Source organism: Curtobacterium sp. MCSS17_005 (assembly GCF_003234225.2).
Taxonomy (GTDB): domain Bacteria; phylum Actinomycetota; class Actinomycetes; order Actinomycetales; family Microbacteriaceae; genus Curtobacterium; species Curtobacterium flaccumfaciens.
On sequence record NZ_CP126258.1, the window covers coordinates 1,587,285 to 1,612,992 of the forward strand.

The following is a 25,708-nucleotide window of genomic DNA, read 5'->3' on the forward strand; positions in this document are numbered from 1 at the left end:
CAGGCGCCGATCTTGTCCCGAGCTGCGAGGCAAGTGAAAGATCCAGCCGCAAGTCCGTAGAGTCGAGCATTGATCGGGCACGGCTCCGCATAACGGACAGGTGTCCCTGCAGACGTCACGGAGCGTCCGCACAGACTTGGGGGATGCAATGCGGTTCTCGGAACACTTCGGTATCGAGCGTGACGAAGTTGATGACTGGTTCGATCCACACATGGCGATCGACACTCGCCTCTTCGTGGACCCGCTGCTGCTGCTCGAAGCCGGCGAAGAATGGGCGGACGCGCACGCAGAGCTGATCGCTCACTTCGTTCACTGCTACGAGCTTGTCGCCAAAGCTTCGGGACCAAGCTCCGTCTCGGCGCAGGCTGCGCGGCGGCTTCTGACGTTCCCCGAGCCATACGAGGTGGGCCTGGGTTACACCGAATCGGGGACTCGCGGTTCTGGCGCAGGAGACAAATTTGCGGGTCGAATGGTCGACGGTATCGCTGTCGCGATCGCCGCTGGGCTCGTCACTCCTGAGCACATCGAAGAGATCGGCATCCTCAACGAAGGACTGGGTGCAGACCGCATCTCGGACGCTGCCGTCAACGTCTTGAAGGCCCGATTCATCTCGTACACCCAAGCTGTTGCTCGCAGACACGACCTGCCGCTGGTCGGTCACAAGGTCCGACACGCGCGAGTCTCGGTCGAACATGCACGCTGGGTTGACGAGGTCGTCGAGCTCCCGTCCAATCCAGCAACGGGACGTCCGATCATCCTTCTGCCCGAACGTATCCTCGGAGAAATACCGACCTTGAACGCGGAAGACTGGTTCGACTCGCACTTCAACGAGGACATTCGGCTCTCGCTGAACCTTCCCGTCGGACAGGCTGTCTCGAAGTCCAGCATCGTCGAATTCGCGCGTCGTCACCCCGATCGGGTCCGCGACTGGGCGCGGGAACAGACCTCCCGACCGGACCTCAGCGGCTACGATTTCGGCGCTGATCGACTTGGCGTTGTGCAGTGGGACCGCGAACCGGCTGCCTTCGCAGTCGAAAACGCGCTCCCCTTCCGCAGCGTCGCGTCCTCTGAGGAGCTTCTCGATCTCATCGCGGAGGTCATTGAGCGGTTCCGGCACTTCGTCGAGCAGCAACGCGGTTGGTCCTTACTGTGGAACGACGACGGATCCGAGAAGCCCGAGCAAGCCGTGCAACTCAGCTTCCTGGGGATGGCCCAGCAGTACCTCAGACAGTTCGACGTCGAACTCGACCGCGAGGTCGAGCTCGGGCGCGGTCCAGTCGACTTCAAAGCATCCTCCGGCACGACGATTCGTGTCCTCATCGAGATCAAAAAGCTGCACAATGGCAAGTTTTGGAACGGGCTCGAAGACCAACTGATCAGCTACCTGAGGTCGGACGGATCGGCCCATGGTTGGTTCCTGGCGGTGCAGTATCGCAACAACCGGGCAGCGGTCAACCGGCTGCGCGAGCTGCCGAAGCGTGTGAAGGCTGCTGCGCTCGCTCACGGCACCACGTTGCGATACGCCTCTGTCGATGCGCGTCGGCCCCTATCCGCGTCGAAGATCGACTCCGGTACCGCTCCTACAAGCCTCTAGCGCTCCCGCGACGGGCGATAAGCGACCTGGCGCACGCCGAAGTCGACCACCAGGCGCTGGCCAGCCGGGACAGGGCATATTCGTAGCGGCATCAGCCCTTCAGCAAGCCGGAACGCGCACGAGCTGACGGGAGTTGCGGTCGTAGACGTGATCGACGATCTCGCCCGACATGATCATGGCGACGGCTCGATTGATGACATGGCGGGGCACGACGAACCACTCGGACGGGTCGTAGTCGCGCCCCTTCCGATCGACTTGAGTGAGATCGAGGCGAACGTCGGCAAACACCCGGTGCAGCAGAGCCTCCATTGCCGACGCCTTGACGTTGTACACCCTGTAATCGGCCACGATCCTGACTGGAGCCATCAGGTAGGTGGGCGATGTCGATGCGCCCTTCACGCGCTGCTCGACGCTCGTGGTCGTGAACCCGATCTTGTGCAGGTCTTTGATGTTCGCGATCAGCGGGTCGACGCTCATGGACTGCAGCACGTAGATGTGCCCGCTCTCGATGTCCGCATCGAGGATGTCGCTGGCGTCATGCCCCGTGCGCGCGAGCACCTGACCCTGGGCCTCGTACATGCGCGTCTGGAGACTCTTGTCGTACATCGCCGATTCAGTGCCATTCTCGAACACCAGGCGCAGACGCTGCTTCTTGCGCGATTCGCCGCCGATCACCAAATCGACCTTTTCGCCGACCTCGGCGACGAAGCACATGACGCCGTTGAGGACGAAGAACACACCCTCGCGGATCAGGTCCATGCCCGTGAACGGCTTCAGAGTGAAGGTGCCATCGCGCAGCTCAGCGTGCTTGGCCTTGAACAGCGGCTCGAACTGCTCGAAGTCCTTCGCCTTCACGCGCTGGGCTACGGACTCGGCCGACTCGGCACGCTTGATCACCAACAAGTCGAACACGTCGAGGATCCCGGAGTCATCGCCCAGCAGCTCGTCGAGGTCATCGCTTTCCAGCAGGTCGTCGATGGAGGCCGGCGCTTCGGTAGCTTCGAGGAGGCCGAACTCATCGAGGTGCTTGACCGCCTCTGCCTTGGCCTCGTCGGCCAGGAACCCGTCCAGACGCGCGCCGAGCTTGCGCTCGGCGATCTCGCGCGTCTGCGAGCTGGGAAGCCGCTTCTCGGTCCGCCGGAACTCGACGATCTCGAGGAAGGCCCGCTCGAGGCGGTCCGACGAGGTGATCTTCTTCGGCTTCTCGGGAGCGATCAGCAGCTCGTCGTCGAGGATGTCGTCGAGGCTCAGCGGTGCTGATGTCTCACTGGTCTCGTTCTCGCTCATTCGACCACCGTCTCCGTCGCGGCCTTCTCGGCTTCGCGTTGCTGCTTCAGCTTCTGCAGGAACAGCAGCGCCGTAGCCATGCGCTTCTCCGCGGGGTCGTCCGACCGCAGATCGGGGCGCTTGCCATGCACCTGCACCCAGGTCTTGATCTTTGGGTACATCGCCAGCGCTTCCTCCTCCGAGAACTCGATCTTCGTCGACGTGATCGTGTCCTGGATCAGTCGGAGCACTGAGGGCGTGACCGATTTCGACAGCACCTCGAAAGCCCGCTGGAACGGGTTCACCGAGTCGATGAGGTTGATGTTCAGCTCGTCGATGTTGACGAACTTCTCGGCCATCTTGATGAAGCGCTTGTCGCCGACCTCGCGGACCTCGCCGTTCTTGATGACCGAGTCCACGACGACCTGCTGGCGTACCTCTTCGATCTGCTCTTCGGTCAGATCCGGGTACTTCTCACGGATAATCTTCGGGATCAGCACCTTGTTCGTCGTCTCGGCGTCGACGGAGCCCGCAGCGGCCCGGGCGAAGGTGTCGTCCTGCAGGATCGTCGCTTTTAGGTCGTTCAGGTCCGTCGCGACGATCTGCTTCACACGGTCGCTCGAGGGCTCCTTAAAGCCCTTAATCTTCAGCTCGCCCTTCTTCGCCGGCTCGTCGTCGTCGGACTTCTTCGTCTTGAAGTTGAAGTTCGGTGCGAGCACCTGCTCCATGAGCAGCGACGCCGTGATCGCCTTCAGCATGTTGTTCACCGACACCTTCACCTCGCCCTGCGATGCGTCCGGCTCGGCGATGAGGTTCGTGAACTGCGCGTGTGACTTGCCGGGGCTGTCTCGGGTCACGCGCCCGATGATCTGGATCACCTCGGTGAGGGAAGCCCGGTAGCCGACGGTCAGGGCGTGCTCGGCAAAGGGCCAGTCGAACCCCTCCTTGGCCATGCCGAGGGCGATGATGATGTCTACCCCGTCGCGTTCCTTCGACGCGGTGTGGGAGAGGTAGTGCAGTGTGTCGCCGCGCTTCTTCTGATCGGTGTCGTCGACTAGATCCGCCACCCGTACGATTTCACCGGTGTCCTCGCGGCGCACGCTGATGATGCCTGTGTCGGGATCGGTCGACTCGACGTGCCCGATCGCGTCGATGATCCGGCCGACCTCTTCGATTTTGTCCTTCGTGGACTCGCCGGAGTTCACGCTCGGGATGTGAACAATCGTCTTCTTGTCTAGGTCGAGCACCTGGTCAATCGCGTCCGTGTACCGGCCCTGGTAGAAGTGGTGCCCGATTCCGAGCGAGTGCAAGAACGCGTACCCGTTGAGCTGGTCGTAATAGTTGAAGGACACTGGGGTGAACTTCGCTTCATCCTCAGGTGACAGCACCGGCACCGAGTCTCCGCGGAAGTACGAACCGGTCATAGCCACGATGTGCACGTCCGAACCGTTCATCACGTCTCGTAGTAACGCGCCCAGCCGCGACGTTTCCGTGTCCGCCGACACGTGGTGGAACTCGTCGATGGCCAGTACCGTACCGTTGAACGACTCCGGGGCTAGCTTTTCGAAGGCGAAGCGAAGCGTCGCGTGGGTGCACACGAGTACCGCGTCTGGGCCCTCGAGGAAGTCGATGAATGCGTCGACCTTCCCCGCCGACGAGCCGGCGTCGCACAGGTTGTGTTCGTCCTTGATCTCCCAGTCAGCCCAAAAGCCGTGCTTCGTTAGAGCAGTCGACGCGAACGAGGCACCGATCGAGCGCTCCGGCACCGCAACGATGACCTTCTTGCGGCCCTGGTTGTAGAGCTTGTCTAGCGCCACGAACATCAGTGCGCGGGACTTGCCCGACGCGGGCGGGGCTTTGACCAGCAGGTGCTGCGCGTCGCGCTGCTCGAAGACGCGTTGCTGCATCTCCCGCATCCCTAATGGGTCAGTGTTCACCGACGCCTTGGTCTGCGCGTACGTCACGTCGACTATGTTCACGGGCTGGTTGATCGTGGTCATTCCGCAGTCCTCCGGGTCTTCTTAGCCGGGGCCTCCGCGGCTTCCTCGGCAGTCATACGCTCGTACAGCGCGAACAGGTCAGACAGGCGCTGTTCGTCGGTTTGGTAAGGCTTCTTGGAGTAGATCGAGTCGACGAGTGCGTCGATCTCAGTGTGGGCTTCGCGCAAGTCTTGCGGCATGTTGTCAGGGTCGTAGAGCTCGGCCAGAGTCCGCTCGCAGTGGTACTCGCGCACGTCGAGCACCCGGAGTGCCGCAGCCGTGAGCTTGTCCTTCGTCACTTCCGAAAGAGGCGGTACTGGGAAGTTGTTATACACGATCGTGTTCGAATACCTCAGCCGTGTTTCGTGCTGGCCGCCCACGGCGCGAGTCCACTGCATGTGCATGCGCGACGTAAGCAACGCGAAGGTCCAGGGTGCGGCGTCGTAAGCAGCAAACGCGAGGTTCGAGATCACCGTTTCTTGTCCTAGGTAGCCAAATGGGATGTACTCCCTGCGCTCCGAGGATACGCTTGGCACGATGATTGATTCCGTGGCCCTGTAGCTAATCTGCACAAAGCGGTGCGGGCGATCAGCAAAAGCAGCGGTGCTCGCCGCGTCGCTGCCGCGGCGCTCTTCCGAAACCTGCGTGAGACGGCGAGCAATGTCAGGAACAAGCCAAGCATCGGGAGCATCGGCGTCAGTGATCCAAAGGCAGTAGCGGTCCTTGCCGTCCAGGTGCTCAGAGGTGCCGATATAAGACTTGATGAACCGGCCGACCCGTGAATCACTTGCGATGAGTCTTGAACGTTCTTCGGGCGTGACAACCAGGCCTTTTGCCCGCGGCATCGAACCGAAGACCATGGCTGGCAAATTTGGGCTCAGGGGTCTGGTAGTTCGGCGATGAATGAAGATGTTCGATCCATCCGCTAAGTACCCATTGATGTTGTCTACATTGAGCCGAAGCTGGTCTACGAAGATGTACTTTGGCTTCGATTGCACGTTGCGGAGGCTGATAACGGCAACCGTACACCGGCATTTCTCTTTGCGTTATTGGTCCATTTGAAGGAGGTGTAGGCGTATCCGATTTCGAGCCCCATGAGGAATATGCGCGGAAACATCAACCCGACGTGCTCACCCTGTGCAACCGAATTCGTTGTAACGAAAGCGAGTTGCGCGCGAGTGCCCGCGATGTAATCGGCGCCCTTGGTAAACCAAAGCGCGATGTAGTCCATATTCTTGGAGTAAGGTCGGCTCCTGAAAACGAAAGGAAAATCTGCCTTCATCTCCTTAGTCTGGGTTTTCGCGCCCTTGTAAGGAGGGTTTCCGATTAGATATATTTCGGAGTTGCCGTCGTTCGGGCAAACGTCGCTCCATTCGATCCGTGTCGCGTTTGCGGCCTTTATTTGGCCCGTTTCCTTGAGTGGAATCAGCGGGATCTCAACTCGAAACTTGTCGCGGAACTCCCGGTTCATTTGGTGCTTTGCGATCCAAAGCGAAAGGATTGCAACTTCCACGGCGAAGTCGTCGATCTCGATGCCGTAGAAATTCTCGATGCTGATTCTCGAGTCCGCCCACAGGACCTGGTGTGATGGACTCAGCTCGGCGAGCCGCTCGATGATCGCATGCTCGAGCTTGCGGATCTCCTTGTAGGCGATCACGAGGAAGTTGCCCGATCCGCAAGCAGGATCGAACACTTTGATTTCCGCAATGCGGTCCAGCAGGCGGACGAGTCGCCGCTCGCTGTCCTGCGCCTCGTTGATCTCATTCTTTAGTTCATCGAGAAACAACGGCTCGATGGTCTTTAGGATATTCGGAACCGACGTATAGTGCTGCCCCAGGTCGCTTCGCTTGCCGGGAGTCACGATCGCCTGGAACATCGAGCCGAAGATGTCAGGGTTGATGTCGCGCCAGATGAGGGTTCCCGATGCGATCAGTTCATCGCGGGCCTGCCTCGTGAAACGCGGCACCACTTGATCGTCCTTTACTGTAAATAGTCGGCCGTTCACGTACGGGAAGTTGACGAGGTGGCTCGGCTTGTCTGCGGGATCTTCGGTGTCCAGCGCTGCGAACAGGTCGGTTAGGAACTCAGCGAGATCCGAGCCATCGGACTGCGTCTGTGATCCGACGGCGTTCGTGAACTGGGCCTCCGCGAAAATGCCCGTGTCCTCGGCGAAGAAGCAGAACAGCAGGCGGGTGAAGAACACGTTGAGTGAGTGACGTCCGCGCTCGTCGTCGAAGATCCCGGGGTTGGCGTGCAGCAACTCGTCGAAGAGCTTGCCCATGCGCTCGGCGGCCTTGACGTCGGCGTGCGATTCGGCAACGTACTGTGCCTTTTCCATGCCGGCCCACGGCAAGAAGAAGGTGAAGTGCTGATCGATCTCCCAAATCGGGAACCCGATCGTTTCGTTCGTTTTGAGGTCGTGAGCGACGACCTCGTCGTAGTCAGTCGCGATGACGAAGCGCGTGCTAAAGCGGACGACGGCGGGTGACGTTTTCAGTTCCTCGACAACTTGCAGGGGGTCGCCGTCGGTTTCCCTGAAATAGACAACGCTCTTCTGCGCGACCTCGGTCTCGGGGTCGACCGCCACGTTCAGGGAGCCGTTGCGCAGTCTTGTAACGTTTCCCTGCGGCTTCCCGAAGGCCAGTAGCAGATCGAAAATGAACTCCCGGTCGTATGTCTCTCGTTTTGCGAGGGGAGCAACACGCTCCTCGACCGCCTTGAGGCTGAGTCTCGTCATGTCTGTGTCCTACTCTCGCGCCAGCTGTATCTGAATCGTCAGCGGGTGTACCGTCTCGCTGCTTCCCCTCAGACGAGGCGTCGCACGTAGAGCATCTTATTGGCGCCGCCGGCGTCCGGCGGTGTGCGAGTGGAGCCCTGTCAGCCCGTGTCCCTCGTAGATGGGACGCCGACCGGACCACGCGGCAAGTAGCGTTGATTGCCGGTCCGCTCCCGCTGCGGAGCTCTGGGACTCGTGCGACGCCGCCGAAGGAGCGAAGAATGATGAAAGCGAGATTCGTGCAGCGTTTTGCCGCGCACGAAGATCCTGTGCTGAGTGGGCAGCTCTACCAGAACGGGCCCGAGTCCGGCGGACACAATTGGACGTGGGCGATGCGCTACGTGTTCAGTGCTCTCGCGGATCCCGAGCGCGCTCGTTTCCCGGAGCGGCCCGCGGCTGACGTCGATCGAACCTCGTCTCCATCCCTTGGATACTGGACAGCGCTGCAGGGGTACTTGACCTACGTGCTCGGCTGGCGCCGGCATGATCTCGGGCTGCAGTGGTGGCTGGATGAGGGTCGCGAACTCGCTGAGCATCCACGACTTAGCCTGCTCCGATCCGTCTGGGATCACGACCGCGCTATCGAGAGCTATCTGGCTTGGACGATCGCCGGACCAGGCGGGCGGAATCCTACATCGATCTACCCGAAGCAGGATGCTGCCTCACCCCTGCCGCCGGACTCGCGATGGAGCCGTTGGTTGACCGACAACAAGCACTTACTACTCAGTTCGTGGGGGCCATCGGGCTTTCACCTCGAAATGGGCGACCACCTGAAGGAGATTGAGCAGGATCCTGTCGGTGCCCATCGCTGGTATGCGGAAGCCGAGGCAGAGCGGGCAGTCCTCGAGGTCGAGTCGTTCGGCACTGCGTTCCGCGTCATTCGAGAGGGACTTGGGCTGCCTTCTCGTTTCCGGCCGACGTGGCGCGTTCGCGTGTTTGCTCACGACGTTGGTTACCTCGGTGAGTATCGACGGTCGTGGGAGAGCGGGCTCTGGTTCTCTGGCCCTCATCGGTACCATGCTCGCGGCATCTGAATTGAAGGACGGCGCTAGGTTCCTGCCGTGCGCGACGAAGATGCAGCATCCGCTTCCCTGGCTTAGTCTGCGAACGTGAACCCCGCCACCCGCATACGGCATATGTCGGCCAAAGGAGCGACTGTTGCTGGCAGTGGTCCCGCGGGAACGCTCTGTTGCCTCAGCCTCCGCACGGCCGAACGACTCTGATGCGCAACTTGCTGGATCGCCTTCGGGCGGTGCAAGAGCGAAGGCGCGCGAGGCCGGAGCGCAGCAGGCTGGCTCACGCGATCTTCTGGCCGCTTCGGGTTGTTGTCGACACGTTCTGGGCGATCATCGATGCGATGTTGATGATTGTCTTGCTGCTGGTAATCATCGTGATGGCGCCGATCTGGCTCATCGGATCGTTCCTCAGCTAGCTCGAGAACGACGGCCCTGTGCGAGTGGACGCCAGCTCGATCGCTCTAGCCAGCCGGCAGGATCATTGACTAAGCGAACTGCCTGGCTGGTCCCAGATCGAGGCGTATTCCTCCTCAACCTCGTGCCAGAGCTCATCGCGCGCGCTCTCATAGTCGGCAAAGCGAAGGTGGTCGGGGACAAGCACGACGAACTCGTGGGGGATGACCCGGCCGGCGCGGTCCTTCCGCTGCTCCGGATCAGGGAACCGCACCGCGAGTGTCGCGGCCCGCTGGGTAAACGCAAGAGGAACTCCATCCAAACCGACGAACGCCTCGTCGTACACCTCAAGCGGCTTTGCCAGCCCGCCAGTCCGAAGGAACCGGAATCCCCAGGTTCTCCCTCGGGTGGCCCAGATGAGCCTCACTTCGGACTCTCGATGAGGACGTCGTTCTCTACAGCACGGTTGAGATCGAGTCGGAAGCCGAGCAGCACGGCGGTGAGGAAGTCGTGGCGGTCTGCTGCCTTGTCGTACGCGTCCTGCAGCTTCTCCGTGCCGTGCTCGATGAGCGGGTCGACGATGAACGGCACGAGGGCGGGGAGCAGCTTGAGCTTGCCCGGAAGCTTTCCGGCGAACGCGCTGAGGAACGAGATCGCGGTTCCGGCGTTCTTCATGAGTTCGGTTGCGACCTTCCCGCCGTGACGGAGCGCCTTCGCCCAGCGCAGCTGCCGCGAGAGCGGCAGCATCGCGGCGATCGGCAGCATCAGCGGCACCCCGATCTGCTGCCCAAAGTCGATCCGGCCCGGTTCGAACTTCGCGGAGGAGAGCAGAACGAAGTCCTCACCCAACGAGAACGCCTCCGGCTCCTCAGCGAACGCCGCAAGCTCCTCCCGCAAGAGCGTCATCTCCTGCCCAACCTTCTCCACCAGCAGGTCCCTAAACGCTGTCGCATTCAGCTCCGGCAAGAGGTCCGCCTTCGACAGTCCGAGGATCCAGACCCTGGGGAACCGGACAAGCCGATGACCATCTGGCAGGAGCTCGTTGCGGACCCGGGACACGTGGGCGATGTAGTTGGTCAGCAGGGCTTTGAGATACCGCTCTTCCTCACCAGTGTTGTCAACGAGTCGTTGCCCGTCCACGAGCAGCACTGCCACATCGGACGCGACCAGCTCTCTGAACGTCTCCGCACGTCGGTCAAGTTCTTCCTCGGTTGACGGTTCTTCCTCAAACCACTCACCGGGGTAGTCGTGCCACACCAGCCGCAGCTCCTCAGCTGCTGGCTTCTTGCCCTTGGACACAGGATTGGGGCGCTGCTTGACTGAGAACACGTACTTCGTGGCCGAAAACCGGTTCGTGGCCGGACGAAAACGATCCTGAGGTCCTCCGACAACTGCGCGCAGCCGACAGATGGGACACGATCTTCGTCGACACTCCGGGGAACCTCGAGCCTTCCGCGGCGGAACGCATTGGGATCGTTCTTGACTCGACCGATTTCGCTGTCCTACCCCTCGAACCGCAGCCAGCCAGCATCCGTCCCCTTCTCCGCACGATCAAGTCACTCGTCGAGCCGAGGTCTATCCCGTACCGAGCACTCATCAGCCGGGTGGGGCGCAATGAAGCGTCTTACTCACGCAAGGACGACACCCTCAAAGCTCTCGACGGCGCCGGCATCCCGCACCTGAACACCTGGATCCGCGAGTACATCGCTCACTCCGATGCCCAGGGCACCGGCGAGGTTGTGAGTAACTACGCCGCAACTCGTAACACGAGCCTCGCGGTCGACGACTTCATGTCGGCGGCGCTTGAGCTCACCACCATCTGGGCGAACGAAGGGAAGTAGTCATGGCGCGTGCGAATCTCGCTGGAATTCTGGGTAAGCAGGTCGAGACCGTTACGGTGCCCGGCACCACGGCGCCGGCTCCGAAGGCTCAGCCCGTTGCTCCAGGCGATCACAATGGTGCGGCCGACGTCCCCAAGTGGCTCACGTTTGAACCGAAGCCGACTCGGCAACGTCGTGACCAGCTGGACTGGATCGAGGGAAAGCGGAAGGAACTGAACTCGCTCCGTGGACGAGCGGGGGAGCGACTCACCGACAACACTCTGATTCGCGTCGCCGTCGACCTGCTCATCGCGAATGGTGACCGGCTCGCCGGCACCACGGAGGCTGAGCTGCGCGCGTCTCTGGGGATCCGAAACTCGGACCTGCCCAGCTGAGTTGCAACTTGCAAATTCCCAACTGAGCCGGTCGGTCAGTTGATCCGCCCTGCGCAGGGATTGATTCTGCTGGCCGGGCGCCTCGAGGGGCGCCGTACGGTACGGAATCCCGTGGCGGATCGGGATGTGGTTCGCCGCTACCTGCTCTGCAGGACCGTGACGGTGTTGCCCCTGGGCGGCGGTCACGTGCAACTGTCACGGCCTTCAGGCGTGTGCTTGGTTCTTAGCCGGACGGGTTGTCGATCGGTCGGTCGTTTTCGTCCGTGCCGTCGATCGGGTCGACTTCTTCGGGCGACGCGACGTCGTCCGAGTCGTGGTCCTGGTCGTGGTGCGAGGTGTCGCTTACGATGGTTCCTTTCCTGCTTCGGCGGATTGGCTGCTCAGGCGTGATCGCCCTTACCGGGGGAGCGTACGCCGGGGTACTCGCCGCACTGGGAGGTGCCGGCAGTTGACCGGTATCGGCATGCTCGGGGATTGGTCTGCTCGCGATTGAACTGGTGCTGCCCCGTCGATGGAACGGCTGCACCCGGGGATACTGCGACTCTCTTGCCGGCTGACCGGCGATTCGGTACGAGGACTGGGACCGGCGGTCAGGGCGTCTGTAGTGGAGCTCATCCTCGACGTCGCCATGGAAGCGTTGATCGTGGCGCGTCCCCACGCCGTTCGGTATTGGGGGCAACTTGGGTCAGCCGGTCCAGGGGAGGGGAAGTACTTTGACCTGCTGACCGGCCGGCACGCCTGCCGGTTCGATCAGGGCGAGTGCTTCAGCTTCGGCGAGTACGCAGGCCATTGCCGCGCCTTGCCGTCCGACGGTTATGAGACCGCGATCGGTGTCCTTGACGGCGAGGAGCCGAGTGGCGGAGCGGCTTCCCTCGAGGTCCTGGGCGGCGATGCGGCATTGGGGGAGTGGCAGTGGTGCGCCGAGGAGCCCGGCAATGAGGGGGTACCCGATCGCGACAAGGGTTCCGAGCGCGGCGAACGGGTTTCCTGGCAGGCCCAGGACGGGTACATCTGCCACCTCGGCCAGGACGGTTGGATGTCCTGGCCTGACGTCGACACCCCGCATCTCGAGCGTTCCGCCGCAGGCCGCGATCGCTGGAGCTAGGTAGTCGGCGTCGCCGCGGCCGGTTCCGCCAGTGGTGACGATGAGGTCCGTGTCGCTCCGCATGAGCGCTTCGCGGACGGAGTTGAGGTCATCACCTGCGTGCAGGACCTCGACCACCGAGATACCGCGGGCAGCGAGCATTGCGGGCACGGGAATCTCGAAGGCATCTCGCACCTGACCGGGCGCTGGGATCCCGTGTTGGATGATCTCGTCCCCGATGATGATGACTCGTGCACGGGGCGGCCGTCGCACGTCGAGGTCGTCGACTCCGCCGACTGCAGCGGCTGCGACGACTCCGGGCGTCACGGTTGTGCCGGCGGCCGCGATCACCTCGCCGAGGGCGAGCTCCTCGCCGGCGGGCCGAACATCGGTGCCGGGTTCGAGCGTGACGGTGGCGAACAGCTGGCCGTCGGCCATGCGGGAACGTTCGAAGCGGAGGACCGCAGCAGCTCCGGCAGGGAGCGCTCCGCCTGTCGTCACCGCGCGCGCTGTCCCGCTCATGAGTGGTGTTCTGGGCGCTTCGCCCATCCGCACCTGCCCGTCTATCCGCCATGGTCCGGGGCCTGCAGTCACCCATCCGTCCATCGCGGAGACTGCGCTGGCGGGGACTGCGGTTCGCGCGATGACGGGTGCCGCGAGCGTCGCGCCCATTGTGGCTGCGATGGGGAGGCGCTGTGCTGGGGTGCGGTGACTGTTGCCGAGGTCGTGTGCGTGCGTTCGGGCTTGTTGCAGCGTGGTCATGCCTCGTCCGGGAGGTTTCGTGCGACGACTGCCGTGGCGTCGTCGAGCGGCATGCCGCGTCCCACTGCGACTCCCACGAGGTAGGCGGTGAGTGGCGCGGCCGGTCGAGCGACTCCGTGGGCGGCATCGCGCGCGAGGTCAAGGACGCTGGTGATGTTGACCTCGACGTCGGTCATGCCGAGTGCGGTGCGGAGCCGGTCGGCCCAGTCGTCGAGTGTTGCCGGGTGGGTCATAGACCGTCACCTGTTTCTATCGTGGTGTTGTGGAGTGCCGCTGCGAGCTGCGCTGGCGTGTCGATGTCGTTACAGAGCGCACTGCCCAGGCGTACGTTGCGTAACCGCATCGGTGTGAGGAGTGCACGCATCGAGGCGTTCGTGAGTCCCTCTGTGGCGGACAACGCATCGCATGCCTGGTGCAGGGGGCCGGTTCGGTAGACCGCGAGCAGCGGCTGTTGGCGACCGTTCGGGTCCTGCGCGATCCAACCGTCGATGGCGGTGTCGCCGTCGACCTCGGCGCAGAGACCTGCGATCGCTGCTTCGGCAGCAGCGAGATCAACGGCGAGGACGATGGTGAAATCGGCAGGGACAGTCGCTGATGCCCGAAGGCTCGCCAAGCCGGCGGCGACGGCCGCGGCGGGCCCGGAAAAGGGCGGGTCTTCCCGCGCCCACAGCACGCTCGAGGGAGCTGCCCGTCGAGTGGGGCCGACGACCACTGTGCGCGCATCAGCGACAGCGGCTATTGCGTGGTCGAGCAACCGGCCGCGGCCGTTCCTGAGGTGGATTGTTGCCTTGTCGAGGCCGCCGAGGCGGCGACCGCGCCCGCCGGCGAGGATGATCGCGTCGTGAGTCATCGACGCCACCATGCGAGTGTCGCGTTGCACCCCCATGCGGCGAGCGTCACCAACGCGACCGCACCGATCATGTCGAGCAGCGCGATGGGCTGGCTGAGGATCCCGAGACTGACGATGAGGGTGCTCGCCCCCGCCGGGGGATGCGGCAGCCGGATCAGGTGCAGGACGAGCGTCGTCACGGCAACGGACACCGCAGCGGCCGCTAGGTACGCGGGGGTGAGGCCGCCGATTGGTGCTGGTGGTGTGCCGGCGAGGCCGAATGTGATGAAGCAGCCGTAGCCGACCGCGATGGCAACGACGTGACCGACGAACGCGTTCACCGGTCGGGACGCGTTCTGCTTCGGCGCCGTGAAGAACAGCATGACGGTCGGCCCAAGGCTCGGGAACAGCCACGGCTGCTTCGTCGCGAGGCCCACCGCACCGGCCGCGGCGAGGACAACGAGACAGAGGAGCGAGGCGGTAACCGCGTTCCGCGTGCCGCCGCCTTCCACACCGCAGGGCCGCCACCGGTCTGGACGCGCGGTCACGACGCCACGACCAGTGCCTGCGGTGCGGCCTGCTTCATTCGGGTCCGGAGCCAGGACAGTTGCAACTCGGTTTGTGCGGCGCACGCGTTGACGATGCTGATGAGTTCCTCGTCCCGGAGCCCCCGTCCGGCCTGCAGCACCACCGTCCAGGTGATGTCGACGAGTGAGGTGAGGACGTACACATCCTGCAGGTCACGGAGGAGCCCGACCGGACCGGACCGTGTCGACGACAGGGCGTCCGCGTGGAGCCGCTCGGGTTCGTCGTCCGTGTGTGCTTCGCCGTACCGTTCGATCACCGGACCGAGCGCGTCGGCGTGGTCGTCACACTGCTTCGCCAGGGTGTGGCACAGGTGGAACACGTCCGGCTCCGCGGCATGCCCCTCAGCGACCTGACGGAACGACTCGGCCAGCGACTGTTCTGCGCGGTGCAGGAGTCCCATGTAGACCGGCAGCAGCATCAGTGATCTCCTTGGTCTTCAGCCCGCGGCGGGTCGGTGGGTCGCAGTCGCTCTTCGACTTCAGCGTCCCGTCCCCCCACCGTCGGCGGGACGGCGTTCCCGGCACCGGAGGCTGGTCGCGATGCGGCGGTCGTCGGTGCGGGCGCGGGACCGCCGCCGTCGGCGACCTTCTCGACGCGGACCGCAGCGACTTTGAACAGGGGCTGCTTTGACACCGGGTCCCACTCCGTACTCGTCAGCTCGTTCGCAGCGGCCGGCCGGTCGCCGGGCCCTGGCCGGTCCTGGTCCCAGTAGCCGTAGTGGAACGGGGCGAACACCGTGCCGTCGCGGATGTCGCTCACCCGAGCGGGAACCACGAGCTCGCCGCGCGGTGAGGTCACCCGGACGATATCGCCCTCACGCACACCAAGCCCCTCCGCGTCAACTCTAGAGAGTTCCACCCAGGCCTTCGGTGCGGCCCGGCTCAGCTGCCGAGCACGCCCTGTGCGGGTGCGGGTGTGGAACTGGTACACGGTCCGTCCCGTCGTGTACCGCAACGGGAAGTCCTCGCTGGGTTCTTCGTGCGGCGGCTGGTAACTGGCCGGCTTGAAGATGGCACGACCGTCCACGCGCATCGCGGAGTACTTCGTCGGGCCGACCGTCGCGCCGGTGAGGAGGTCGTGGCCGTACGTCTCGGCGTCGTTCATCCTCGTGCGGAAGACACCGTCACCGTAGAGCCGGGCGGTGCCGTCGGGGTGCTCGTCGTTGCACGGCCAGGGGATGCCGCTGCCGCCGCGGAGCCGTTCGTAGCTGATGCCGGTGTAGTCGCAGAGCTTTCCGCACGTGCACTCCTGCCACGCGCGGAACCCGTCCTCAGGACAGGTCCAGTCGAGCAAAGGCGCACCGTCGTTCCGGCGGAAGTCCATCCGGCGGGAGTAGTCGAGGAAGATGTCGAGGTCGCTGCGCGCTTCACCCGGTGGGTCGACCGCCTTATCGGCGAGGTGCACGGTGCGGTTGACGTTCGTGAACGTGCCCTGCTTCTCACCCCAACCTGCGGCGGGCAGGACGACGTCGGCGAGCATCGCCGTCTCGGTCATGTACAGGTCCTGCACCACCAGGAACAATTCATCCTTCGCCAGGATGTCCCGGATCCGGCCCGACTGCGGCATCGACACCGCGGGGTTCGTCGCCGACACCCAGAGGAACTCGATGCTGCCCTGCTCGACGTATCGGAAGATCTGCATCGCGTGGGTCGGCGGGGACCAGTGCGGGATCTTGTCGACGTCGACGTCCCAGAGTTCGGCGAGCTCCGCGATGTGCTTCGGGTTCTCCCAGTTCCGGAAGCCCGGGAGGTCACCGTCGGCGCCGGTCTCTCGGGTGTTCTGCGCCGTTGGCTGCCCGTTCATCTGCAGGATGCCGCAGCCGGGGCGGCCGATCATCCCGCGGAGCAGGTGTAGGTTGTTGACCTGGCAGGACGCCGCTGTCGCTTGCGACGCCTGGTAGAAGCCTTGCAACACGGTGGACAGGACGCGCTGGCTGGTTCCGATGATCCGCGCGGCGGCCCGGACGTCGTCCGCGTCGACACCGCAGGTCTCCGCGACGGCCTCCAGGGTCCATGGCTCGACGGTGCTGCGGAGTTCGTCGACGCCGACCGTGTGCGCCCGGATGTAGTCGTCGTCGACCCACCCGTGGTGGAAGAGCTCGCGGACGAGTCCGTTCATCAGGGCGAGGTTCGTGCCCGGCCGGATGGGCAGGTGCACGTCCGCATTTCGAGCGACCTCGGTCTCCCGAGGGTCCACGCAGACCACCAGGGGGCGGTCCGGGCCGGCGATCCGGTCGAGGACCCGGGTCCAGAGCACGGTCTGGGTCTCGGCCATGTTGTGCCCGTAGAGGACGATCGCGTCGCAGGAGTCGATGTCCTCGTAGCTGCCGGGCTGCCCATCGGAACCGAAGCTTTCCTTCATCGCCGCTGCGGCGGTCGCCGTGCACAACCGCGTGTTGCCGTCCATATGCGGTGTACCGAGTCCCGCCTTGCCGATGATCGCAAGCGCGTAGTACTCCTCGAGGTACAGCTGCCCGCTGGTGTAGAACCCGTGGCTCAACGGCCCCTTCTCGTCGAGGAGCTGTCGGCTGCGCCCGACGATCCGCTCCATCGCGGTGGCCCAGTCGGTCTCGACGAGTTCGCCGTTCACACGGATCAGCGGGCGGGTTAACCGATCGTCGCCCTGCATGCCCTGCCACGACCCGAAGAGTCCCTTCGGCCCCAGACGCCCGTGGTTCACCGTGTCCTGCACACGGCCCCGAACGCCGACCATCCGACCCCCGCGGACCGCGATGTCACAGGCGCACCCGTTGCTGCAGAGGGTGCACGCGGACTGCACCCACCGGTCCACGTCCGCTTCGTCGACACCGTCGGCGAGTTTCTGGTCGAGGCGAACCGGCCACAGTCCGTCCCGTGCGAACGGCGTCCGGGTCCCCCAGACGTCGGCGATCCTGTCGGGCATCATCGTCCTTCCCGCACGGCCGTCGTCGGTCGAGCCCCGCCATCCAACTCCATCACGGCTAAAGGCTTCCAATGGTGCGGCGTCCGGGAACGGTGCGCCACGTCACCAGCCGCAGCCCAGACGACCGGTACTCGTGGGTAGCTGGGCTTGAGAGCGCTTTCTCGCAGCCAGACTCAACTTCGCCACGTCCAGTACCCGATCGTTGGACGAGAGTCGTTCGGATACCAGTCCGGCCTGAACCAGCAGCAGTCGCGGGTGTGGTTTCGCGTTCCCCGATGAGGGCTGTGACGGATTGCTTTCGCACGTCACCGCCATGCCCCCAGTCCCTCTCGGACGGCGAAGACGACCACGACGAGGCCGGCGACGATCTTGGTCCAACTGGTCGTTGCAACACCACCGTGCTTTGGAGTGTTGCAGATGGGATCGAGGTGGGAGCAGCATGCATACCCGGAAGGCGCGATTCTGGCAGCTACTCGGACAGGGCAGGAGCCGGCTGGCTGCTTGCAATGCTGTTGGGGTGCATCCCTGTCAGGGATACCGATGGTTCAAAGCCACTCGAGGGAAGAACCGTTCGAGCGTGCGTCTCGGTCCGGCCGCCATGACCGGAGGGCTGCAGCTGCGGCGCCGTCGGAGACGGCACTGCAGGCGCTCGGCGTCGTTGTCGCGGCCAACATCGATCTCGCCACCCGGGGAGCCCGTCCAGCGGGGCAGGGCCATCATGGTGTCACCCGTAACCCAGGGGACCAGCCCGGGTTGCCGTCTGGATGGAAAGGACAACGCTTATGAGTACCACCACGGATATGCTCCGCACTTACCCGAAAGACCTCGGCGGCATCGACCAGACTGCCCTCGCTGACTGCATCGACGCATGTTTCGAATGCGCGCAGACCTGTACCGCGTGCGCTGATGCGTGCCTGTCGGAGGACATGGTCGCCGAGCTCGCCAAGTGCATCCGCACCAACCTCGACTGCGCCGACATCTGCGCGGCCACCGGCAATGTTCTCTCCCGCCACACCGGCTACGACGCCAACCTCACCCGCCTTGTTCTGGAGGCCTGCCGCGCCGCGTGCAAGGCATGTGGTGACGAGTGCGTCCAGCACGCCGACATGCACGAGCACTGCAAGATCTGCGCCGATGCCTGCCGCCGCTGCCAGCAAGCGTGCGAAGCGCTCCTCGCTAAGCTCTGACCCCGAAGCGGCGACGAGAGATTTCCCTGGTGATCCACCAGCCCGTTCGTGCACGACGGCCGGGTCTGGTGCGCTACTGGCGACGTGATGCAACCGCCGGCGTGCCCGCTGTCTTACGACTATCGGCCCGCCGAAGACATGACATAAGCGCTCGTCCCGCGAACTGCAGCCCGCTCAACGAGCTGCGGCCCGTGGGGCGATTCCGCTCCGGGGACTTGTTCATTCCAACTGCTGTTGCAAGATCAGCAGTCATCGAGTAGCCGAGCGGCACCGCCAGAAGCATCGTGTTCAGCCGCGTCTGGTGAGCCACATCAGGATACGGCGCAGGTGCATGGCGGTGAGCACGCCGGGACCCATCGCTTGGCCCCGCAGCGTGCTCCGCTGGTCCACGGCTTTGACAAGGAGTCGTAGCGCCCGGGTCGCCTCGCCCAGCACACGATGACCAGCCACGCCCTCGGCGCCGTGCTGCTCAATGGCATCCGCCACAGCACGACACGCGGCACTCATCGGCGTCGCCAGCTCGGAATCGAAGCGGAGTGCTCCTGGTCGGTCCCAGACCGTGTCCGCGATGGCACCGGAGATGTCACGAATGTGGAACACGATGTGATCCAGTGTTTCGAGCCGCTCGTGGTCGCTGCGGGTGTCGCGGCGGTGCCGCAGTGCGCGGGGGTTCCCGCGGCGGCTGTCGTCGGCTTCGAGGAGCGCCTGCCGAACGGACTGAGCGGTCTGCTCGAGGCGGTCCGTGTTTCGCACCCATGCGTCGTGCTCGCTACACCGAGACATCCCTTGATCCGCTCTTACGCCATCGTGGTGCAGTACCTCAACCAGGTCTGTCTCGCCGCACGCGACCCGTTCACCTGCCCGATGGTGCAGCAGTTCTGCGTCCACTAGGCAGACACCCGGTATGGGCCTACGCATCGCCCGACAGCCGCCGAGTACAGTCCCCATGCATACGCATGCTTCACCGTACGAAATGTCCCTGCTGCGAAAGTTCACTTGCGTAAACTGTTCACATCGTGAAACAGTCTTGGCGCTCCCGTAGATGGGAGAGGCCCTGATCGGGGTCGATCGCTGAACGACGAAAGGGACTTCTCGTGCGCAGCACCTACCAGAGCTTCCCCCAGAGCGGACGCATCACCGGAACACACCAGCGGTTCGGTCTCACCGACCCCGCTACTGTCGACGCGTACGTGAACCAGCGCGTCAACGACCCCTCGCTGCTGTCCAGGGCGGTCGGGCCGTCGTACGCGGACTTCTTTGCCGCGCCGGCCCAGTAACGCTGGGTTCACCCCACCGAAGGGATCACTGCACTGTGCCATTGACTGTTGTTCGCCGCGAACACATGCATCTGTACGCGCGGGAGCCGCGTTCACGGTCGGCGAAGATCGCCACCGACGCGATCCTTCGACTGCAGCACGCGGAGGAGCAGCGGCTCGAGCAGGCGCGCATCGCGAGTGGGTTGTCGAAGAACGAGTTCCAGGCCGTCCGGTACATGCTGCAAGCACACCGGGACGGCCGGGCGATGGGGCCGAAGGACCTCGCGGTGATGCTGAACGTGTCGAACGCGTCCGTGACGAAGATCGTCGACGGGCTCGTCACCAAGGGCGACTTCACGCGTACCCCGCACCCGACCGACCGGCGCGCGCAGGTACTCGAACCGACCGTGCAGGCGGCGAAGAAAATCGACGATGCGTACACGAGCTACCACCAGGTCGTCGTCGAGGTGATCGATCACCTGTCGCGTGAGGACAACGAGGTGCTCACACGGTGCCTAGGGAAGATCACTGACGCGCTGATCACCGCCGGAGCGCCTGATCCGGCCGACGAGTACACCGTCATCGACGAATCCGACGACCACGCCATCGACACGGCCAGCTGAACGCTGTGGGGATCTTCGATCCTTACTACCGGAAGGCTGGCTCGCGCGCTTCGTGCCTGCCCGAGGGGCACCCGTTCTATTATGTGAGGGACTAACCTGACGTGACCGGAGCAGCTGCCAGTCCAGGCTTGGCCCCCTAATCGTCGGTGAGCTCGATGAGGTCGGAGCGGGCGTCAGCGTGAATCACTTCACTGTGCGCGAACGTTGTCGCGGCCGCGCGGAGCCGTGCGACGAATTCCTGGTCCTCGACTTCGAGTTCGTCTTCTTCGGCGTCTTCAACGACGAGCTCACTCGATGGGCCGATGAGGACCTTGGTGGTCGTCATCGTGCCGTCGTGCGCTACCGCCGGGATCGCGATGGTGTCGGCGCGGTCGCCGCTGGCGAGGGCGGCGGCATATTCGATGACGGCATCGGCGACGTCGTCGCTGGTGAGGATTGTGCTGCTGTCGTACTGGATGTGCTTCATCAGATGCTCCTTTCCATGGAACCGATTGCGGCTGGGTGCGGGGTGTGTTGCTCCGCTCCGCGCAACACGACCAGTCGTCGGGTCGGGCTACCAGGCGGGGTGGGTGCGGGAGCGCAACCAGCGGGCGTGGGCTTCGATTTGGCTCCGTGCAGATTCCAGGGAGCTGTGGGTTCCCGTGACGGCGTTGTCAGCGCTGTGCGCGGAGTACTGGTCGGTTCGCGTGACATCGCCGAGGAGGGTTCCGTCCGAGCGGGACGCCGACCAGGAGTTGGCGGTCACTGTGGTCCAGACAAGATCGCTTGGTGCGGGAAGTGGCGAGGGCATACACGGCTCCCTGTCGGGACGAAGGCGGTGAGCCCGTGAACAGGCATCGTCGTGATGCTACGCCTTCCAGATCGGTAGCTTGCCTGCGCGTGGGGGACACCGAGCCCTCACGACAGTGCTGTGCTGCTCGCGTCGGGATCGTGGTCACCAGCCTCGGGCGATCTGTTTGGTGTGCCGTGGGAGTTCACCGAACTCGGCCCGGTAGGCGCCGGCGAATCGTCCGAGGTGCGCGAACCCCGCCCAGCGGGCGACGTCGGCGATGCTCCAGTCGGTCTCGGCTTGGAGTTGCTCGCGCGCCAGTAGCAGCCGGATGCGGCGAAGGTACGCCAGCGGTGTGATGCCGTGATGCCGGTTGAACGCAGCCTGCACCCCGCGAACGCTGAGCCCGGCTGCGTCGGCGATGTCCGACACCGTGATCGATTCCCGAGCGTGCTCGAGCAGGAACGCTTCCGCACGAGCGAAGCGGGTGCCGGCAGCGTTCAGTGGGGCATGCGAGCCGACGGGCCAGTGCGGGATCGCGGTGAGGAGACCGCCGGCAGCGAACCGCGTCAGCTCCCGCTCCCGCTCCTCGGAGACCTCGTCCGGTCCGCGGAGCACTTCCGCGGCGACCGTGCGGACCATCAACCACCATGCAGCCAGCGCTGGCCCTTCCGGAACGTGCCGGGGCTGGAACTCCAACGGCCCTGGCGCCCACCCGCCACGCTCGGCAGCGACGTGTTCGACTGTGGTCCGGTCGATGCGGATGACATCTTTCTGGAACGACTCGAACCGGACCGGTTGCGGCGCATTCCGGTACAGCACCGGCCGGCCGACCTGGACCGCGTGCCCGTCGACGGTGCCCCGGCCGGATTTCAACCACACCAGCACCATCGCGCTGTCCGGCTCGATCGTGCCCCTGACCACTCCAGTGCATGAGGTCGACTCCAACGACAGCAGCCGCGTGCCACGCACCCGCTCCTCGAACACGAACGCGGCGCCCTCCGGGTCCACGTCGACGCCGTGCGTCACATGCGTGAGAGCGATCGCCTCCGCAGCAACATCCGGGTCGGTGGTTTGAGTCTCGCGTCGAGTGCGGCGCATCGGTTCGGTCACCGTCTGATGATGTGGCCTCAGTCCTATATCCACAATAGGCGCAACAAACTTCCGAAAACGGATACCTGCAGTCGAGTGGTCGTAACCGTGCGGCGGTCGTGTCGGTACCCTCGAACAGGGGGTACGGGAACCACGGGCAGTCACAGGGAGATCAGCCATGAGCACCTACACCAGCGACGACAACGTCGACCCGGCACGCATCGCGACCTTCAAGCGACTGCGGAAGCAGTGGCGCCGCGAGGGCGTGGTCAGCTTCTCCGGTAACGGCAGCGACTTCTTCCGCGACGATGCGCCGGAGCGTGTACGCCGCTAGCAGCGCCAACGTTCTGACGGACCCGACGAGGCGGGCAGGCTCGGGACAGCTGGGCGTCAGATGAGGTGCTGATGTCGGTGCTCCACGCCAGTGGGAGCGGTGACGGCGTAGTGCACGGTGAGGGGCTGCTGCCAGTCGCCGTAGTAGTCGCCCCACTCGTACACGACGCTGTCGGGTATCACATCCTGCTCGGCGGCGAGTGCTCGTTCCGCGAGAGCGACGAGGCGTTGGCGGTCCGTGTCCATGCTGCTACCCCGATCGCTGACGTCCTGAGCGGAAGCGTGAACAGCTTCCCGAGGACCCGCTGACTGCACGCGTCCCAGCACGGTACCTACAGCCGCCTACGCGAGTGCTCACCTCGCTTCGCTCATGAGGGCAGCCCCAGAACCGCTCGGCGGGTGCCGTGCTTCCACGGCGCACTAGCTGGTCGGAGACACCCGCGAGCGATCGGTCACTGTCGGGGCGACGAGGTCACCGGCGGGTGTGACCACGAGCTCACGGTCAAGGATCAGTCCAGCGGTCTCCGCGACCGTCTCGTTGCGGGCTGCTGCGTGTCCTCGGATCAGGAGGTACGCGTCGGTCGGTGCGAGGCCGACTTGGGCGAGGACAACGCCGGCGGCCTGGTGCACAGCACGCTCACGCAGCCGCAGCGGTGCTCCGTCGTCGTGGCGGGTCAGCACATGGCGCAGTACCCGTCGGCTCACGGCGGCGGCGAGGGTCATTGCCGCTGTCGCATCAGCTGCTGGTACCTGCATCGGGGTTCGCGCATACACGTCGGCTGCGCCGAGGAGGAACGGGCCGAACCGAAGCGGCACAGCGAACAATGCGCCGACCCCGTCATCGGCGGCCGCGGCGAGGAAGGCGGGCCACCGATTCGTCGGATGATGGTGCACATCGGGCTCGAGGACGGGCCTGTCGTGCTGCAGCGCGTCCCAGCAGGGTCCCTCGTCGAGGTCGAACTGCAACCGGTCGATACCGCCGGCACGGCTGTCAGTGATCGAGATGGACGCGTTTCCGGCGAAGTCGCCGAACGAGGCCACGGAAGCGCCATCACCGTGAACGACATCAAGGAACGGAGCGGCGAGATCCGCGTCCGGGAGGGACACGGGGAGCGGAGTGAGGCTGCTTCGCAGCTCGTTCATGGAGTGCTTCCTGCCGCCAACGCGCCTGGAGGCCGGGCTCATGCCCAGCAGCACCCCACGCAGCGCGAGCGATGGCCCGAACCTACGTCCGACGCACTCGTGCGTGGACCGTTGATCCCGAACACGCACACGCACCATCGGGCGCGGCCCCAGACCCTCGACGCAGCAACCTGTCGGCACACCGAGCCGCCAGTTCCGGCAACTGGTCCTCCACCGCGGCCAAGGGGGCTGGGCACTCCTTGGGGCTGTTAGACCAGCCCGTCGAGTCGTTCACCGCGGCGGATGACGTCGTCAGCGAGTTCCCGGAGTCCTCGACCGGTGGCGCGTGCTCCCGTGCGGAGCAGCTGGAACGCTTCGTCGACTTCGATGCTCTGCCGGTGTGCGAGAGCGCCTTTGGCCTGCTCGAGCGTGACCCGAGCATCGAGTGCGTCGTGCACCTGCTCATCCAGCGTCTGGAGCCGGCCCTGGTCGCGCTGTCGGACGAGGGCCGCGGATGCTGCGTCGGCGAGCATCTGGATGAGTGCGACGTCGCGGTCATCGTGACCCTGGTTGTGCGTGGCGAAGACGCAGAGCGACCCAATCGTGCCGGTCCGCAGTCGGATCGGTTCCGCGAACGTGCCGACGAGTCCCCGGTCTCGCATCGTCTCGGTGAACGTCGGCCATGTGGATGCGTGGGTGGAGATGTCGGGCACGTCGATCGTGTTGCCGGTCCGGTAGCAGTCCACGCACGAACCCTCGTCTGTTCCGAGCTGTGCTTCCTCGGCGTCGCTGCTGCGTTCACTGGTCGACGCGATCACGTGGAGGGTTCCGGAGCGGTCTGCGAGGACGATGCCGGCTTCGCTGGCGGAGGTGCATCGGGTGCAGATCTCGATCACCCGGTCCAGTGCGTCGAGGACATCGAGGGTCGGGTCGAGGATCTCGTCGAGCGCGGCGGTGAACCCGTCGAACTGGTCGGGATGCTGCCCGGTTCTTGCGTGGCGCTGGAACCGGTTGATACGGCGGGTGATGTCGGCGATGAACGCGGGGTCGGTCGGTTCGAGCTCGTCATCGGGGGCAGGTTCGGTCATCACCGCGATCGCGGGGCCGAGTACGAGTCCCATCCGGGTCGCGAGCCCGTCCACGTCGAAGGTCGGCACGTTCACGACGTCAGTGGTGCTGTTCTGCGCGAGGACGACGGAGTACGCAAGGACCGCGTCAGCGATCGCGTCACCAGTCATCACACGTTCGCTGCCGTACACCAGGTTCTTCATGCGACCACGCAACCCACCCCTACCTGACGACCACCGCATCTACGAGCGGAGATTGCCCACCGCACGTCGGTGTCATCTCCTCCCGGAAGTGTCTCGATACCCGTTGTCCACCGGTGCACGAGCGGGGGTGACAAGCGCGATAACTTGACTGGGTCGTGCTTTGCCGGGTCAGGGGAACGGGGCATCAGTGTCCGGAGATTGATCCGGCGACGTCGATGGGCCGGCTGATGCTGAATCTGATGGTGACGTTGGCGGAGTACGAACGCGAGCTCCCCGCCGATCAAAACCGTTAGCTCCCGCAGCTGATCGATGCGCCACTCTCTCCAACAGCAGCGCGAAGCACCCTGATTTGCTTTGCATAGCGCCTCGCGGAGACACTCAAGTGTGCGATTCACGACGGCGTACGTCCCTGGCGACGACGATGAACCCGAGCTCGCTGGCGTCGAGGCGACTGATGCTGTGGAAGCGGTTGGACGGCTCCGCGAGGTTGTGGGCACCGATACGGATGTGCTCTACGTCCTCCCGGACACTGCCGACCGCCCTAATGACGCCGTCACCTACGAAACGTTCCTGCAGGATCCCGAGCCGCCTGCCGCCCAGTAGGGCAGACGTCGCTGGTCGCGCACCCCGTCCACGCGCACCCCGCCGGTGT

General features: G+C 64.4%; 27 protein-coding genes. 9 read left to right on the forward strand and 18 right to left on the reverse strand.

Annotated features, from left to right (window positions below; translation table 11 throughout):
• Positions 1–148 precede the first annotated feature (148 nt).
• Entirely contained in the window at positions 149–1,594 is a 1,446-nt protein-coding gene (locus DEJ20_RS07600; RefSeq protein WP_146245523.1) for a DUF8370 family protein, read from the forward strand.
• Between the two features lie 99 nt (positions 1,595–1,693).
• Here the strand turns inward: DEJ20_RS07600 and DEJ20_RS07605 are convergent, their stop codons facing one another.
• From DEJ20_RS07605 to DEJ20_RS07620, 4 genes are read right to left on the reverse strand one after another with little or no spacing between them, the layout of a single operon-like run.
• The gene (locus DEJ20_RS07605; RefSeq protein WP_111236804.1) at positions 1,694–2,881 is read right to left on the reverse strand and encodes a GIY-YIG nuclease family protein; all 1,188 of its coding nucleotides are present in this window, start codon (positions 2,879–2,881) and stop codon (positions 1,694–1,696) included.
• The gene (locus DEJ20_RS07610) at positions 2,878–4,860 is read right to left on the reverse strand and encodes a DEAD/DEAH box helicase (RefSeq protein WP_111236805.1); all 1,983 of its coding nucleotides are present in this window, start codon (positions 4,858–4,860) and stop codon (positions 2,878–2,880) included. Before DEJ20_RS07610 ends, DEJ20_RS07605 begins: the two co-directional genes overlap by 4 nt.
• Positions 4,857–5,837, reverse strand: a complete 981-nt coding sequence (locus DEJ20_RS07615; RefSeq protein ID WP_258377287.1) for a type IIL restriction-modification enzyme MmeI — start codon at positions 5,835–5,837, stop codon at positions 4,857–4,859. Before DEJ20_RS07615 ends, DEJ20_RS07610 begins: the two co-directional genes overlap by 4 nt.
• The gene (locus DEJ20_RS07620) at positions 5,807–7,576 is read right to left on the reverse strand and encodes a DNA methyltransferase (protein ID WP_258377288.1); all 1,770 of its coding nucleotides are present in this window, start codon (positions 7,574–7,576) and stop codon (positions 5,807–5,809) included. The genes DEJ20_RS07615 and DEJ20_RS07620 overlap by 31 nt, the downstream gene beginning before the upstream one ends.
• 260 nt (positions 7,577–7,836) lie before the next feature.
• On the opposite strand from DEJ20_RS07620, the gene DEJ20_RS07625 reads away from it, so the two are divergent.
• Positions 7,837–8,649, forward strand: coding sequence for a hypothetical protein (locus DEJ20_RS07625; protein ID WP_146245524.1), 813 nt, complete (start codon positions 7,837–7,839; stop codon positions 8,647–8,649).
• 460 nt (positions 8,650–9,109) lie between these two features.
• Here the strand turns inward: DEJ20_RS07625 and DEJ20_RS07630 are convergent, their stop codons facing one another.
• The gene (locus DEJ20_RS07630; protein WP_111236807.1) at positions 9,110–9,451 is read right to left on the reverse strand and encodes a hypothetical protein; all 342 of its coding nucleotides are present in this window, start codon (positions 9,449–9,451) and stop codon (positions 9,110–9,112) included.
• Positions 9,448–10,353, reverse strand: coding sequence for an ATP/GTP-binding protein (locus DEJ20_RS07635; protein ID WP_146245525.1), 906 nt, complete (start codon positions 10,351–10,353; stop codon positions 9,448–9,450). The genes DEJ20_RS07630 and DEJ20_RS07635 overlap by 4 nt, the downstream gene beginning before the upstream one ends.
• 275 nt (positions 10,354–10,628) lie before the next feature.
• Here DEJ20_RS07635 and DEJ20_RS07640 point away from each other — a divergent pair, with 275 nt between their 5' ends.
• A complete protein-coding gene (locus DEJ20_RS07640) occupies positions 10,629–10,865 on the forward strand; it encodes a hypothetical protein (protein WP_111236810.1) in 237 nt (78 codons plus the stop codon).
• A 2-nt stretch (positions 10,866–10,867) separates the two neighbouring features.
• Positions 10,868–11,239, forward strand: coding sequence for a hypothetical protein (locus DEJ20_RS07645; RefSeq protein ID WP_111236811.1), 372 nt, complete (start codon positions 10,868–10,870; stop codon positions 11,237–11,239).
• A 685-nt stretch (positions 11,240–11,924) separates the two neighbouring features.
• Here DEJ20_RS07645 and DEJ20_RS07650 read toward each other — a convergent pair.
• From DEJ20_RS07650 to DEJ20_RS07675, 6 genes are all read right to left on the reverse strand, one after another.
• On the reverse strand, positions 11,925–13,085 hold the full coding sequence (locus DEJ20_RS07650) for a molybdopterin molybdotransferase MoeA (RefSeq protein ID WP_111236812.1): 1,161 nt from the start codon (positions 13,083–13,085) through the stop codon (positions 11,925–11,927).
• On the reverse strand, positions 13,082–13,318 hold the full coding sequence (locus tag DEJ20_RS07655) for a DUF6457 domain-containing protein (RefSeq protein ID WP_111236813.1): 237 nt from the start codon (positions 13,316–13,318) through the stop codon (positions 13,082–13,084). Before DEJ20_RS07655 ends, DEJ20_RS07650 begins: the two co-directional genes overlap by 4 nt.
• On the reverse strand, positions 13,315–13,971 hold the full coding sequence (mobA, locus tag DEJ20_RS07660) for a molybdenum cofactor guanylyltransferase (protein WP_111236814.1): 657 nt from the start codon (positions 13,969–13,971) through the stop codon (positions 13,315–13,317). Before mobA ends, DEJ20_RS07655 begins: the two co-directional genes overlap by 4 nt.
• Positions 13,932–14,351: an HPP family protein gene (locus DEJ20_RS07665; RefSeq protein ID WP_258377289.1), complete on the reverse strand. Its 420-nt coding sequence runs from the start codon at positions 14,349–14,351 to the stop codon at positions 13,932–13,934. Before DEJ20_RS07665 ends, mobA begins: the two co-directional genes overlap by 40 nt.
• A gap of 107 nt (positions 14,352–14,458) precedes the next feature.
• On the reverse strand, positions 14,459–14,920 hold the full coding sequence (locus DEJ20_RS07670; protein ID WP_111236816.1) for a hypothetical protein: 462 nt from the start codon (positions 14,918–14,920) through the stop codon (positions 14,459–14,461).
• Positions 14,920–17,403: a molybdopterin oxidoreductase family protein gene (locus DEJ20_RS07675; RefSeq protein WP_111236823.1), complete on the reverse strand. Its 2,484-nt coding sequence runs from the start codon at positions 17,401–17,403 to the stop codon at positions 14,920–14,922. Before DEJ20_RS07675 ends, DEJ20_RS07670 begins: the two co-directional genes overlap by 1 nt.
• Before the next feature lie 782 nt (positions 17,404–18,185).
• Between DEJ20_RS07675 and DEJ20_RS07680 the strand changes: the two genes are divergently transcribed.
• Positions 18,186–18,590: a four-helix bundle copper-binding protein gene (locus tag DEJ20_RS07680; RefSeq protein WP_111236817.1), complete on the forward strand. Its 405-nt coding sequence runs from the start codon at positions 18,186–18,188 to the stop codon at positions 18,588–18,590.
• A 288-nt stretch (positions 18,591–18,878) separates the two neighbouring features.
• On the opposite strand, the gene DEJ20_RS07685 is transcribed toward DEJ20_RS07680, so the two are convergent.
• The gene (locus tag DEJ20_RS07685; protein WP_111236818.1) at positions 18,879–19,343 is read right to left on the reverse strand and encodes a hypothetical protein; all 465 of its coding nucleotides are present in this window, start codon (positions 19,341–19,343) and stop codon (positions 18,879–18,881) included.
• Between the two features lie 341 nt (positions 19,344–19,684).
• On the opposite strand from DEJ20_RS07685, the gene DEJ20_RS07695 reads away from it, so the two are divergent.
• Positions 19,685–19,867 (forward strand): hypothetical protein, encoded by a 183-nt coding sequence (locus tag DEJ20_RS07695; RefSeq protein ID WP_111236819.1) that lies wholly within the window; start codon positions 19,685–19,687, stop codon positions 19,865–19,867.
• 65 nt (positions 19,868–19,932) lie between these two features.
• Complete coding sequence (locus tag DEJ20_RS07700) at positions 19,933–20,469, forward strand: MarR family winged helix-turn-helix transcriptional regulator (RefSeq protein WP_111236820.1); 537 nt, start codon at positions 19,933–19,935, stop codon at positions 20,467–20,469.
• Between the two features lie 136 nt (positions 20,470–20,605).
• On the opposite strand, the gene DEJ20_RS07705 is transcribed toward DEJ20_RS07700, so the two are convergent.
• Both DEJ20_RS07705 and DEJ20_RS07710 read right to left on the reverse strand, forming a co-directional pair.
• Positions 20,606–20,935 carry a hypothetical protein gene (locus tag DEJ20_RS07705; protein ID WP_111236821.1) on the reverse strand — a complete coding sequence of 110 codons (330 nt, stop codon included), beginning with the start codon at positions 20,933–20,935 and terminating at the stop codon, positions 20,606–20,608.
• A 468-nt stretch (positions 20,936–21,403) separates the two neighbouring features.
• Positions 21,404–22,351, reverse strand: coding sequence for an AraC family transcriptional regulator (locus tag DEJ20_RS07710; RefSeq protein ID WP_284183385.1), 948 nt, complete (start codon positions 22,349–22,351; stop codon positions 21,404–21,406).
• Between the two features lie 157 nt (positions 22,352–22,508).
• Between DEJ20_RS07710 and DEJ20_RS07715 the strand changes: the two genes are divergently transcribed.
• Positions 22,509–22,664, forward strand: coding sequence for a hypothetical protein (locus DEJ20_RS07715; RefSeq protein WP_284183386.1), 156 nt, complete (start codon positions 22,509–22,511; stop codon positions 22,662–22,664).
• A 56-nt stretch (positions 22,665–22,720) separates the two neighbouring features.
• On the opposite strand, the gene DEJ20_RS07720 is transcribed toward DEJ20_RS07715, so the two are convergent.
• From DEJ20_RS07720 to DEJ20_RS07730, 3 genes are all read right to left on the reverse strand, one after another.
• On the reverse strand, positions 22,721–22,909 hold the full coding sequence (locus DEJ20_RS07720; protein ID WP_111236842.1) for a hypothetical protein: 189 nt from the start codon (positions 22,907–22,909) through the stop codon (positions 22,721–22,723).
• 174 nt (positions 22,910–23,083) lie between these two features.
• Positions 23,084–23,806 carry an ANTAR domain-containing protein gene (locus tag DEJ20_RS07725; protein ID WP_146245528.1) on the reverse strand — a complete coding sequence of 241 codons (723 nt, stop codon included), beginning with the start codon at positions 23,804–23,806 and terminating at the stop codon, positions 23,084–23,086.
• A 248-nt stretch (positions 23,807–24,054) separates the two neighbouring features.
• A complete protein-coding gene (locus tag DEJ20_RS07730; protein ID WP_284183387.1) occupies positions 24,055–25,056 on the reverse strand; it encodes a GAF and ANTAR domain-containing protein in 1,002 nt (333 codons plus the stop codon).
• Between the two features lie 384 nt (positions 25,057–25,440).
• Here DEJ20_RS07730 and DEJ20_RS07735 point away from each other — a divergent pair, with 384 nt between their 5' ends.
• A complete protein-coding gene (locus DEJ20_RS07735; protein WP_111236765.1) occupies positions 25,441–25,659 on the forward strand; it encodes a hypothetical protein in 219 nt (72 codons plus the stop codon).
• Positions 25,660–25,708: the final 49 nt, after the last annotated feature.